The sequence below is a fragment of the Planctopirus sp. SH287 genome (assembly GCF_056500625.1).
This window is the reverse complement of record NZ_CM151403.1, coordinates 4,020,795-4,033,508: the sequence shown is the minus strand read 5'-3', so window position 1 is coordinate 4,033,508 and position 12,714 is coordinate 4,020,795. Positions and strand designations below refer to the sequence as shown.

The 12,714-nt window shown below is 53.0% G+C and carries 12 protein-coding genes; 3 read left to right on the top strand and 9 right to left on the bottom strand.

Annotated features, from left to right (window positions below):
- The first annotated feature begins 138 nt into the window (after positions 1-138).
- Together SH287x_RS14935 and SH287x_RS14930 are read left to right on the top strand one after the other, a co-directional pair.
- On the top strand, positions 139-1,374 hold the full coding sequence (locus SH287x_RS14935; RefSeq protein WP_479515162.1) for a hypothetical protein: 1,236 nt from the start codon (positions 139-141) through the stop codon (positions 1,372-1,374).
- A 273-nt stretch (positions 1,375-1,647) separates the two neighbouring features.
- Positions 1,648-2,937: a purple acid phosphatase family protein gene (locus SH287x_RS14930; protein ID WP_479515161.1), complete on the top strand. Its 1,290-nt coding sequence runs from the start codon at positions 1,648-1,650 to the stop codon at positions 2,935-2,937.
- A 72-nt stretch (positions 2,938-3,009) separates the two neighbouring features.
- Here SH287x_RS14930 and SH287x_RS14925 read toward each other — a convergent pair whose 3' ends face one another.
- The 6 genes from SH287x_RS14925 to SH287x_RS14900 all read right to left on the bottom strand — a co-directional run bounded on the left by SH287x_RS14925 (position 3,010) and on the right by SH287x_RS14900 (position 8,634).
- Positions 3,010-4,680, bottom strand: a complete 1,671-nt coding sequence (locus SH287x_RS14925) for an ABC1 kinase family protein (RefSeq protein WP_479515160.1) — start codon at positions 4,678-4,680, stop codon at positions 3,010-3,012.
- A gap of 212 nt (positions 4,681-4,892) precedes the next feature.
- Positions 4,893-5,279 carry a hypothetical protein gene (locus SH287x_RS14920; protein WP_479515159.1) on the bottom strand — a complete coding sequence of 129 codons (387 nt, stop codon included), beginning with the start codon at positions 5,277-5,279 and terminating at the stop codon, positions 4,893-4,895.
- A 92-nt stretch (positions 5,280-5,371) separates the two neighbouring features.
- Entirely contained in the window at positions 5,372-6,316 is a 945-nt protein-coding gene (locus tag SH287x_RS14915; protein WP_479515157.1) for a GNAT family N-acetyltransferase, read from the bottom strand.
- Between the two features lie 140 nt (positions 6,317-6,456).
- The gene (locus tag SH287x_RS14910; protein WP_479515156.1) at positions 6,457-7,416 is read right to left on the bottom strand and encodes a transketolase family protein; all 960 of its coding nucleotides are present in this window, start codon (positions 7,414-7,416) and stop codon (positions 6,457-6,459) included.
- A gap of 111 nt (positions 7,417-7,527) precedes the next feature.
- A complete protein-coding gene (locus SH287x_RS14905) occupies positions 7,528-8,370 on the bottom strand; it encodes a transketolase (protein ID WP_479515154.1) in 843 nt (280 codons plus the stop codon).
- 45 nt (positions 8,371-8,415) lie between these two features.
- Positions 8,416-8,634, bottom strand: a complete 219-nt coding sequence (locus SH287x_RS14900) for a hypothetical protein (protein ID WP_479515152.1) — start codon at positions 8,632-8,634, stop codon at positions 8,416-8,418.
- Positions 8,635-8,710: 76 nt separating this feature from the next.
- On the opposite strand from SH287x_RS14900, the gene SH287x_RS14895 reads away from it, so the two are divergent.
- Positions 8,711-9,127, top strand: a complete 417-nt coding sequence (locus SH287x_RS14895) for a hypothetical protein (protein WP_479515150.1) — start codon at positions 8,711-8,713, stop codon at positions 9,125-9,127.
- 129 nt (positions 9,128-9,256) lie between these two features.
- On the opposite strand, the gene SH287x_RS14890 is transcribed toward SH287x_RS14895, so the two are convergent.
- The 3 genes from SH287x_RS14890 to gltX all read right to left on the bottom strand — a co-directional run bounded on the left by SH287x_RS14890 (position 9,257) and on the right by gltX (position 12,501).
- A complete protein-coding gene (locus tag SH287x_RS14890; RefSeq protein WP_479515148.1) occupies positions 9,257-10,207 on the bottom strand; it encodes a glycosyl transferase family 90 in 951 nt (316 codons plus the stop codon).
- Between the two features lie 35 nt (positions 10,208-10,242).
- Positions 10,243-10,830: a DUF1854 domain-containing protein gene (locus SH287x_RS14885; RefSeq protein ID WP_479515146.1), complete on the bottom strand. Its 588-nt coding sequence runs from the start codon at positions 10,828-10,830 to the stop codon at positions 10,243-10,245.
- A gap of 96 nt (positions 10,831-10,926) precedes the next feature.
- A complete protein-coding gene (gene gltX / locus SH287x_RS14880) occupies positions 10,927-12,501 on the bottom strand; it encodes a glutamate--tRNA ligase (protein ID WP_479515144.1) in 1,575 nt (524 codons plus the stop codon).
- Positions 12,502-12,714 lie beyond the last annotated feature (213 nt).

Sequence of the window (12,714 nt, the reverse complement as noted above, 5' to 3'; positions counted from 1 at the left end):
CCAGTCCATGGATCACCGCAGGAATCTCAAGAGGTCTCCCGGGCAACTGGGATTTCCTTGTGATTTGTGTGAGACACCGCCTCTTATTGCCATCTGAAAAGCAGAGAACAGGAGACTTACAGGACAGGATCGAATTCCATGGAAATGGATGAAGCCAGAGCGCTCGAACTGATTGATGCCCATCTCGACCGGCAGCCAATCAGCGAGGAAGACTCAGACCTGCTTTCTGCATGGATCAAATCTGATCCTGACCATGCGGAAGTTCTCTTTCATCGCATTTTCCTGCACTCATTCCTTCGTCAACGAGTGCGTTCGTTGGTTAGCGCATCGCGAGTGGTGACTGACTCCTCGGCTGCATCCCTCAAAGCCATCGGAAGCACAAGTCTTGTGGTGCCATCACCTCAGGAAATCTCGATCCCACTGGATGATCTTCTCCCTCAGGCTCAGACAGCAGTACAAGCTGTTGTCAAGCAGCGCATTTCCAGGGGTTGGTGGCAACCATTGGTGGCCCTCTTGATCCTGGGGATGGCAGCAGTCATCTGGTTCCGTCCCACGCTTATTTTCCCACAATTGTCTGACCAACTCTGGGTCTATGAAGGATTCTCCTATCCGCCCACTCGTCCTGAGGTGCCTCCTGCCGACGTCAATTTGTGGCCCACGACTGGCGGAATGAATGGACTTGCCGGCGGCCTTGGTTGGATGGGGGCCTGGGAGGAACGCGGCCCTAAAGTCTCGGTCTTGATCAACGATCCATTGGCGAACGCCTGGCGCGCCGATGATCTTCGGCAGTTTCGCAGGCTCAGTTTCGTTGATTCAGAGGGGCTGGTTCTTGAATCCACGGGAATACAGCTTCGTTCCGCTGCTGGCCCTCATAGCGAGACTCTCCGACGATTATCACACTCCGCTTTCCCTGAATCGGTTCTGGATGGCAATCAATCGCTGGGCCGAGATGGGGCTGTCATTTGGCTTGGTTTTCTCGCGCAATCCTTCTCGGGAGATCCATCGACGGCCTATTTGCAACTTGGAACCCATGATGCCGGATTCCGCTTTGGAAAATTCGCAGCCGTGACTTCCGGAAACTGGGCTGCCGCGGGTGTCACGAAGAATGCAGTGATCAATCTGCGAACCAGCACCGTCTCTTCTGGTCAAGCAACCTTTGTCGCGATTCGCATGCTCTTCAAGAACGGAGCGGAACAGGCACATATCTGGCTTAATCCTGATCTGGACACAAGCCCGTTGCCTGAGCGAGCCGCCATGCAGCTTTCTGTTCCTGATTTCCGATTTGATTCTCTTTCGATCTACTCCCGTTTCAGCACTGATTTCGATGAAATCCGCTTCGGCAACTCATTCCGGGCCATCGCCCCGATCCGCTAACGATCTGTCAAAAAAATTTGTGACAAGCGAATTGGGACGCAGGGAGTGGTCGAAATTTCACGGCCAGTGAGGAAACTCGCCCGCTCAACCTGCGTTCCCAATCGGGCACAGCATCAAGTTCAACTTCCCGCAAAATTCCAGCTGTGAATCTCCGCCAACTGGCCTCAGGACACCTGATCCGACATAATTTCTTAAGTTTGCCTTCAGAGATCTCTTCCCGCCGATAGTTTTCTGCAACCATCCTCCCGCCAGCGTTTTGTTGAAGGTCTTTCCATGAACGTTGTTGATCGTCGTCAATTTCTTGGACTGAGTCTTGGTGCCGCCGCATGGGGAGTCGCATCAAACCTGTTCCCTGAGTTTGGCGGCTATCCTCACGGGACTGTCCTGGGAGCAGATGGCGTGCCGCTTGTGGCTGAGGTTGAAGGGCCTGAAACGCTCTTTCTCACATGGCCCGGTGATCCGACTTCCACCATTAGTATTCAGTGGATCGATCAGAACCATGGGCAGGAGGTCACGCTGGCTTATTCACCACTCGACAAAGAGGAATGGCAGGTGGCAAAAGTTGTCACCAAGCCTTTCCCAATGACCAATGACAAGGTGTACCGAGCCAGCCTTTCATCGCTGAAACCAGGAACCGAGTACCGGTTTCGCATTGATGCCGATGCCGCCACTTTCCGGTTTCGCACGATGCCTTCCAAAATCACCGACACCTTCCACTTTGTCACGGGAGGGGATGCGGGAACTGGCAGCCATGCCATCAAAACGAACCAGTTAGCGGCCCGGCAAGAACCTTACTTCGCTCTTATCGCCGGCGATTTAGCCTACGACAACGGCAAATCACCGAAAACCTTCGTCAAGTTTTTGAAGAACTACCGCGCTCATATGGTGGATCCCGCAGGCCGACTCATCCCGTTGATTGCCTGCCCGGGCAATCACGAGGTGAATGGCAGTTATCGGCAGCCACGCGAGAAGGCCGGATCATACCTTTCGGTCTTTGACGGCTTCTATCATGACACCACTTATGGCGTGTTCGATATTGGCGACAACTTCAGCCTGGTCTTACTCGACACCGATCATATTTCCACGATTGAAGGGGAACAGACTTCCTGGTTGGAAAAAACGCTCGCAGAACGACAGGAAAAGCAGCATCTCTTCGTTGCCAATCATGTGCCCGCATATCCTTCATATCGCAGTGCCAATATCGGCAGTGAAAAAGCGGGAACCGGATTCGCTCAACGAAAATTCTGGTGCCCGCTATTCGAGCGATACAACGTCGATGTGGTTCTGGAACATCACGACCATCTGTTCAAACGAACGCACCCCTTAACCAATGGCATGAAAGACAAGTACGGCGTCCCTTATCTGGGTGATGGCTCATGGGGCATGTTGCGACCTCTCAAAGAACCTGAAATGCGGCCTTATCTGGCCAAACTCAGCTCGTCCTATCACATGACGGCTCATCATCTGGAAGGCGAAGAACGATTCCATATCGCCCTTGAAGAGAGTGGCCGAATTGCTGACGTCTGCATGACCAGGAATAAACGGGCCGCCAAGAGAGGATAGGGTCATCGTGTAAAGGTGGAAAGCTGAACAGCAAAAAAGGGAGAGCTTTTAAGCAAAGCCGGACAACTCTCCTTAAAGTCGGCCACTGCGGAAGATGCCATAGACCAGCCAGAGTGCCAGTATTGTCGATGTGACATAGATGGGGATGCTGAACCAGAGCGATTCCATCCCCTGACGAATCACAAGTGCCGAAGCCAGAATCAGCGAAGAAACAACGACACCAACCACCAGTCGGTTACTGGCACGCTCCAGTTCCAGAATCAGTTGTCCTAACCCTTGATGTTCAAGATGGACTCTCAGGTCATCCTGGCTGAGCTTCGCAACAGCTTTATTAATGTGTGTCGGGAGTTCATGGGCCACGTTCCAGAGCTTACGGGCTTCTTCCTTGAATTCCGTTCGCATACGCCGCGGTGAAAACCGGGCCTTCACCACATTCTCAATATAAGGCTGAAGCACGGGCGCCAGATTGAATTCCGGATCAAGCCGCCGACCAATTCCTTCCAGCGTCACAATGGCACGAATCAACAGCATCAGGCTGCCGGGGCAACGGATTTGATGAGTTGTGAGCAGCGACATAAAATCGCCCAGCAATGTTCCGACGTTAAGCTTGTCCAGCGGGACGCCGTAGTAATTTCCCAGAAAGTCCCGCATATCCACTTGCAGTAATGGCTCGTCGATCGCTGTCGAACTTTCTCCGAATTTGAGCACGGCGCGAACAGCCAACGGGACATCCTGCCGACTGACGGCCACAAACAGATCGACCAGTTGCTCACGGATTTCTGCGTCCAGAATCCCAATCATGCCGAAATCGAGCAGCACTATCGTACCGCAAGGTCTCACTCTCACATTGCCGGGATGAGGGTCACCGTGAAACACTCCCAGTTGAAAGGCTTGTTTCATATAGAGCCGGGCACCACTGGCGGCCACCGCACAGGGATCGCAACCAGCAGTCACCAACGCTTCGCGGTCATCCACCTTGATTCCGTCGATATACTCCATCGTCAGGACAGCTTCAGTCGTCAGATCCATCCAGACTTTGGGAACATAAAGCGATGAATCATCGGCAAACAAACGCCGGAACTCATCCATCGTCCGGCCTTCGCGAGCAAAATTGACTTCGCGCCGGATTGAACGGGCAAAGTGTTTCACCAGCCCTGTTGGATCAAACACCCGCGTTTCTGGAACATGGGTCTCAGCCAATACCGCCATCTGCTCCAGCAACGAGACATCCCGTTCGATATCTCGCACCACATTGGGCCGACGAATTTTGACCACCAATTGAGAGCCATCAAAGGCAACAGCCCGATGAACCTGTGCCAACGATCCCGCCGCCAGCGGTTCCATGTCGAATTCACGGAAAAGCTCATGAACGGGTTTACCAAGTTCGCTTTCCACTTCACGAATGGCGGCTTCACTGCCGAAAGGCGGAACCTGCTCCTGGAGCTTTTTTAACTCCATGATCATGGCTTGCGGCACAATATCAGGCCGGGTGCTCATGACCTGACCAAACTTGATAAACGTTGGCCCGAGGCTTTCTAACGTGAGTCGCACCCGTTCAACCGTGGTACATTTCTGTAATGGCTTATGCCGTCTCCAGAAAAAAACCCGCCGGATACTATGATACCAGACTTCCCGAAGGCCAATCCGATCAACAAGATCCCCGAATCCATGGTTGAAAAGAACCGTCGCAATTTCTCGCGTGCGGCTTAAATTACGCAGAATTCGAAAGGGGCTACTGTCCAACGCCGGGGCTCCCGCACCTGATCAACGGTCTGGGGCAAGTCTATCCATTGCCATGAGCTTGAGCCAGTGGCGCTGCCAGAGACCTCACTTCAGAAGATGTCTCAACAAAAAATGAGATCACACGTGAAATCTTGCGGTGTCAATTGGCTTTCAGAGAAAGCGACCATCGACGCCTGTTCGTCAACTCCTCGTTTCACGTGCGACATCCTCTATCACCATTGAAAATATTTCACAAAGACTGGTGTATAGATCTGGTGGCCCCACAGATTGAACCACGCCGCATAGCTATAGCTGAAAATAACAACCAGATAGATCAATCGGGCATAGCGTTCAAAAGTGACTGTCACTGCCACAAGTGCGATCAGTTGAACAATCTTGGCCAGCAATGGCCCCGCCAGCGGCCCTAAACAGTAGGAAGCCAGACGAACAGCCGGATGCAACTCATCTTCAATCCGCCCACTGCTCATGAATAGCCATGTGGAAATTCCGTCAGCCGCAGCAGCAAGAGCCGCCAACAAAAACCAGCCCCCAAATCGGCTCCAGTAGCGGGGCCAATGATCCTTAAACTGTTCGTAGAGGGTCTGATGAATGGTTCGCATGCTTTGAAGCGACCTCACACTATTGGCAACATCAAGCGATGAACTTTCTCGTGTTGTCTGATGGCTTTTTTTGACGTCTGTGCGAGACAGCCTCAATTCTTACGGTAAACGATACCCGTATCAACCAGTTGAAAGCCTGCTGATATCAGGACAGCCATCGCTGCGGGGTCGTCCATGCTCGCATGAGCTTCCAGAAGATCAATCCTGTCATCCTTCAAGTGCTTGCTGACGTCACAGAGCAAGGCCTGTCCATACCCCTGGCGGCGATGCTCCGGATGAACATTCACTTCATGCAGCGAAATTGCCCGCTTTTGCCATTTCGTAGCGAAGAGATCTAACCCGCAGATAGTCAACCATCCGACCAGCACGTCGGACTTTTTCATGATCAACCCCAGGCGAGCTGTTTCCAGACGACCACGATGTGTCAGAGTCCAGAAATCCTCTGGGACAGGATCATCAATCAGGCGTAATTCGGTGCCTCGACGAACACGAACCAGACGCAGGCTGATCGGGTCACGCTGCCCAATCGGGCGTTGAAATACCCCGATCATACGGACAGGACGATACTGCAAGGCTGTCAGGAATGGCTTCGACAGGCTGTCAGACTCCAGAAACCCGGCGCACTCACTCCCCCCGTAGAGACCATTCCAGAAAGGATTGGCAGGATCTGATGGCCCTGCCAGAATAATTTGAGCACCACGTTCCCGCAGATAATTTTCTGCTCGTTGGATAAGCTCGCGGCCCAAACCACGACGGCGGTACTCGGGATGAACAACAACCGCACAGATCACACCAGTCTGGTAATCAAGGCGTTGACGGTCTGATGAAATACTAAATCCTGCATGCACAAAGCCCACAATTCGAGGGCCATCCGTCACCAGAATCAGGCCATGTCGGTCAAAGTGTGGCTGGGCAAAAACCAGATAATCCAGTTCATCCGTTCCCTGAAGAATCGCTGCACCACGACCAAGGCCAGCACTGTTCCACAGTTCGGCAATCTGCGGCAGATCTTGATTCTGGAACGACCGAAACTCCAAGGAACTACCCTTTATTGGATCTGGCTGTCTTTGTCACGGTCTTTTCCATCATCCAGCACTTTATTCCATCATGCAACAAGGTCGCGTGGATACTCCACGCGACCTTGAGAAGTTTCGATCAACTTTTCTCTTTTTACGGGTTAGCGGCTGCAAACCTTCTCAGCGGCTTTCACGATGGCTTCAGCGGTGAGGCCGTACTTGACGAGCAGGCCTTCGGGATCGCCACTCTCAGCATAAGTGTTGCCAATGTTGACGAACTCGATGGGGCAAGGAGCCAACTGAGCGGTGACCGAAGCCACTGCCGAGCCAACACCACCGTGCGGCAGGTGCTCTTCAGCAACAACCAGGCGGCCTGTTTCCTTAACGGCCTTGACGATGGCTTCTTCATCGATTGGCGAGACCGTATGGAGATCCAGCACGCGAGCTGTAATCCCCTTGGCTTCCAATGCCACTGCAGCATCAAGCGCAATACCAACCATCAGCCCGTTGGCAATGATTGTCAGGTTCTTGCCATCGCGAAGCTGGTTGGCCTTGCCAATGGTGAGAACTGAATCCGGGCCATAAATTTCAGGCACATCAATACGACCACAACGCAGATAGACCGGGCCAACATGCTCAAGCATTGCCTTAACCAGATGCTTGGTACTTGGGGCATCTGCGGGAACAACAACGGCCACGCCAGGCAAAGCCGACATGAGAGCAATGTCTTCAATCGCCATCTGTGAAGCGCCGTCTTCACCGATCGAGATGCCCGCGTGTGAGCCGACCATCTTGACGTTGAGATGAGGATAAGCGACGCACATACGAATCTGGTCGTAGGCGTTGCAGGTCAGGAAGGCGGCGAAGCTGGAAACAACAGGGATCTTCCCGGCGGCGGCGAGACCGGCGGCAATCCCCACCATGTTGCTCTCGGCGATGCCAACATTGAATCCACGTTCGGGGAACGCCTTGGCGAAGACTTCCGTCCGCGTCGAATTGCCGACGTCGCCGTCGACGGTCACAACGTCGGGAAAGTCGTTGCCCAGTTCCTTGAGGGCGACACCGAAGGCGTCGCGTACCGCTTTGCCGAGCTTCAAACCGGCCGCTTGTCCGATAGTCATGGCGAAAATCCTGATCTACAGGCTTGAACGTATAAAAAATAGAAATCTTGGGGAACAGGCCCGTTCGTGAAATCCAGACCGGGCCATCCACCGAGGTGATTGAGTGGAGAACTAATCCGCGAGCAGGGCCAAAGCCTTCTCGGCGAGTTCCTTCGAGAGTGGCTTGCCGTGATAGTTGAGATCACCCGTGGGAGCCAGGATCGGCAGGATGCCGAAGCCCTTCTGGGTGTGCGAGACAATGGCGGTGGGATTGTCCTTCACCGAGCGGGCCACCTTGAGGGCTTCGATGACTTCCTCGATCACGTTGCCGTTGATCGTCTGGACATGCCAGCCGAAGGCTTCAAGCTTGGGCTGGAATTCGGTCAGCTTGAGGACATCCTTGGTGGCGCCCGTCTGCTGATAGCCGTTCTGATCGATGATGGCGGTGATGTTGGCGAGCTTGTACTTCTCGGCGGAGGCGAGAGCTTCCCAGACCTGGCCTTCACCCATTTCACCGTCACCCATCATGACATAGGTGTGAGCGGAGAGTCCGTCCATCCGGCAAGCCAGAGCCTGACCGATGCCGACCGAAAGGCCTTGACCCAGCGATCCGGTTGAAGCTTCGATGCAATCGAGGCGCTTCATGTTCGGGTGACCTTCCAGCCGGCTTCCCAGCTTGCGGAGAGTCATCAGTTCTTCCACAGGGAAGTAACCAGATTCAGCCAGAGCGGCGTAAAGCACAGGGACTGCATGCCCCTTGCTGAGAATAAAGCGATCACGGTTGTTCCAGCGAGGCTGGGCCGGATCGTGTTCCATGAAACCACCAAAGAACAAAGCCGTCACCATTTCCACGGCAGACATACTGCTGCTGGGATGGCCGCTTCCGGCTTCAGTGGTCATGCGCACGATGTGGCGGCGCAGTACCTTGGTCATGGCTTTAAGTTGATCCAGCGACAGCGGCTTGGAAATGGCCACTCGGTATTCCTTCGATTGGAGTCAGGAAAACGGCGAAACAATCGGTTATGGCAGATCTCGCTCGACCAGCATCCATTGTTGATTGGATGCCAGCGCAAGCTTGATTCCATGCCCGAAGAATCCTAACGCTGAAGAAATCGACCAGCAAGCCTTCACGGATGAACAAGTGGAAAGACTTCGGGCTTCCGAAGAATCCTTCACACTTTTCTGGTCAAAAATGAAGATTTCCTGTGGACTTTGAAGCGGAAAACGTCTCGCATTCACAAAATCCTTCTGGAACCAAGCCCGAAGGCGTGATAGTTCTCTCTCTGGCTGCTCCTTTGCAGGATTTTTGACCATTATGCCAGTGAAACCAACATTGTCAGAAAATTTGGCATCTATCGACTTTACCGACGAAGAAATCCGGGCCTGGCTGGACGAAACCCTTCCTCAGGAGAAAAGCGTTCTGCTGGAATCGGCCGCCCGGCAATTTCCGGAAATCCTCGCCAGAATTGAAACCCTCACACACTCGCGCGACCAGGGAGGCCTCACTATTGGCGAAGTCTGGAGGCGGCACCGCATCGGCTGCTTCTCACGCGATGTGCTGGCACGCCACCTGCGAGGAGAGACCGGTTCCGGCCTGTCCGAGCAGATCCGATTTCATCTGGAAACCGTTCAGTGCGTCTGGTGCCAGGCCACAATCGACTCCATGTCGCAGGCCGACCTCTCACGAACAACACGCGTCTTTCAAACCTCTCTGGGGGGCTTGAAACCGTAGCGCATCGTGGCTTGGTCGATGTTCAACTTCTCTCGGAATGGCGATAATCACTTCAAGACGGGCCGTTCGGTATCGCTCTCCGCGATAGGGAACACTGAGTGTGTCTGTGGCTTTCTGTTTATTCTCTACTTATTCAAGCTGCCCTGAACGACGGAAGTATTTGTCTAGCACGAGCAGAGAGATCAAATCCTCCTGGCGTGAATTCTTGAACTGCTGAACATAGGCTTTCGCGTTTTGGATAATTGCCAAGGCTTCTTCCGGGTGTGCCGAAAAATGGTCGATCTTCTCTTCCAGGTCGCTGTAGTCATCTTTAACTAGCGCATAGTGGTAATTCGGGATCAGGCGTCCTTCCATGAACCACGTTTCATAGCAAGGCTTGCTCATCAGGCAAAGAGAATTGGATGACATTATCCATTTCAGGTTGGTCGCGACATCGTTCCCTTCCACGCTGATGATAAACTTATACTCCAGTTGCCCATCACGAGACATATAGTCCTTCTGCCACGGGACAGCCGGAGTGAGATGGTTGGTTTGTCCGATATTACAGCGGGGGTTGCTGTAGTGATTCTGGACAAAACTCAGTCGAGGTTCAATATAAGCGGCGCCACGCCAGACCGCCTGTGTTTTCTTTTGCTCGTAAGGAATTCGGTCATCGACAAACACGAAGTGCCGATTCCGATCAAGCTTCATCAGCACGGAATTGGCGTTATCCCCAGCGATTGGCCGGCTTTTCAGGAACATTGGCTGGTCGGGGATGTTCGTGATATCACCCATTAAGTACAAAAAACGGTAAGCCGTCGGATAGCATCTTAAATAACGCTGGAGATCAAAAAAATAGGAACTATGTTTCGTATCTCGATAGTTTCCTACCGTTGGGCATGACTCGGGTAACGTGAAAGGCGATTCGATTTTATTGCAATAGTCGACCCGTGAGTTCAGGTACTCTTGATCATAATGAGAAATCTGGCTCAGCAGTTTGCGGCGATACTGCTGCATGAAGATTCGAGGGATCAGCATGCGAATGATGCTTTTTGAGTAATAGGTAAACTTGCTTTCCTGCCCTCGCGACCTGACACGCATTTTAATTTCAATCCTTGGTCGTGGTGGAATGGGTGTTAGAGATATCTCTCTATAATTGACAAGGACGTATGATCGAGGTGTTTTGAGTCCGTGATGCGAAACCGCAGGCCATTGGCATCAGAGAGCAGAACTCCGTTTTCACCCAACCGGCGAACGTCATCAATGGAAACAACGTCAATTGCCGTTGAGCCAGCACTGGTTTCAACTACCCATCGGCAGGGAGGAGAGACTGGCTCTGAGGAGACGATCCTTAAAATCTCGGGCACAAAATCCCGTTGGGCCAGATGCTGCTCAATCACTTGCCGGGTGGTGGGTGACAGAACGGAGACTTCCGGAATCAGCGCCCATTCCTGCCCTCGCTCATCAAGCAGGACGATATCATTCTCCGGGGAAGACCAGGGGAAACTGCGAACAGCTTCAACCGACACACAAGCATGTCCCGGCCAGTGGGCGACGAGTTTTCCAAACGCATCAACCGTCACCTCCAGCAGGTTCCAGTCGATACTTGCACCACCGGGCACCGTCGTTGTCATGGGTCTCTCGAACATAGAAGCACTGAAGCCTGTGAGTGGCATCCCGTCGACAACCACTTTCAAGGGATGATGGGCCATTTCAGATGGCAATGGTACAGGATTTCCTTTGCTTTTATATCGTGTTGCGATCCTGTGCCCAGCCAGAAATGTCACGTTCTGTTTCGTGAGCAATCGCCGTTAGCTGCTTCAATCGGCCTGTTTGCTGGCGGTATTGACTAACTGCTCAAGTCGAGTCAGGCGATGAAGGCAACGATCACGGCCAATGAGAGAGATGGCATCAAACAAGCCAATTCCCGCACTGCGGCCTGTCACACCCAGCCGGAGAGGAGCCACCACCTGCCCGATTTTTAACCCTTGAGCTTCCGCCCATTGATGAACCAGGGCATCAATGGTGGCTGCCTCGGTATCAGATGCCTCAAGGAGCAGCCGTTTGAGCGATGCAATGATCTCGGGGGACTGTGCCTGAGCGCGAGTTTTTTCAAGGGCCTTGGCCTCAAAATTTAACTCGTCGTCTCCCACAAAAAACTCGGCATAGTCGAGAATGTCGCTGAACACTTTGAGACGGTCGCCAATCGCCGGTAAAATCAATTCGAGATAACCCTCATCGGCTGACCAGCCCACCTTTTCCAGGAAGGGCTTCACGCCGGCGATTTTTTCCGGCATCGGCAAGACATTCATCCAATGAGCCTGAAGCGACTGAAGCTTGTCGGCATCAAAACCCGCGGAACTCTTCACGATACGATCAAGCGTGAAATTCTTCACGATCGTTTCGAGATCCATGATTTCGGTCTTATCGTCAAGTGACCATCCCAACCGGGCCAGCGTATTGAGAACTCCGACAGGCAAATAGCCCATTTTTTCGTAATACTCGACCATCACCGGGCTTAGCGTTTTGGAGTCTCCCAGGCCCAACTTGGGGAAAACATCATCAGCCCGGTCAAAGAGCTTTTTAAGAGCCGGAGAGTTTCGCAGCTTATCAAGATCTCGCTTGCTGAGCTTCTTGGTTGAGCCGGGAGCGGTAATGAAAGGGATATGAGCGAAGACTGGCAGTTCATGCCCAAGGGCCTGGAATAGTAGAGTCTGCACACACGTGTTCGCGAGATGTTCTTCTGCCCGGATCACATGGGTGATTTCCAGATGAGCGTCATCCACCACCGAGGCAAAGTTATAGAGAAAAGTGCCATTGGAACGCATCAGCACCGGATCTGGCATCGAATGGCATTCCCATGTGACACGCCCTCGGACAGCATCGTCGATGGTTACCGACTGATCGCGTGGCACGAGCAGACGCACCACATAGGGGGTGCCATTCGTTTCAAGTTCCTGAATTTTTTCAGGGGTGAGATCCAGCGAGCGACGGACGTTGACGTAGTTTTTCTTCGCAGCTTCGGCCTCGGCGCGATCCTGCTGAACGACATCGGCAGCGTCAAAATCTTTGAACGCTTTGCCGCTGGCCAATAACTTTTCAATAGCCTGTTGATAGAGAGGTGTCCGTTGCGATTGATAATACGGGGCGTGAGGGCCACCTTGATCCGGCCCTTCATCCCAGTCCAGTCCCAGCCATTTAAAGGCTCGGAAGATCGGTTGGAGAGCCTCGCTGACATTCCGCTGCTGGTCGGTGTCATCGATTCGCAGAATGAATGTTCCTCCCGTGTGGCGTGCCCACAGCCAGCAGAAAAAGGCCGTTCGCATGCCGCCAATGTGCATGTAACCGGTCGGGCTGGGAGCAAAACGAGTACGAACAGGTCGCGTGGCAGTCATGCGGATTATTTCTTTGCTAACAGCTTGGAGCGGCCATCAACCGGAAAACAGCTTGTGTGTGTCTATCAATACAGCCAATATTTTAGTCAATCAAACATCCGAACCCCAGTCCGAACTCTTCGCCTGCTGATTGAAGATTCACAACAGGATATTCGCTAGTTGAAGGCAGCCTTATTTGAGCTGACCTGTTTGAACTGACCAGTGATGTCCATA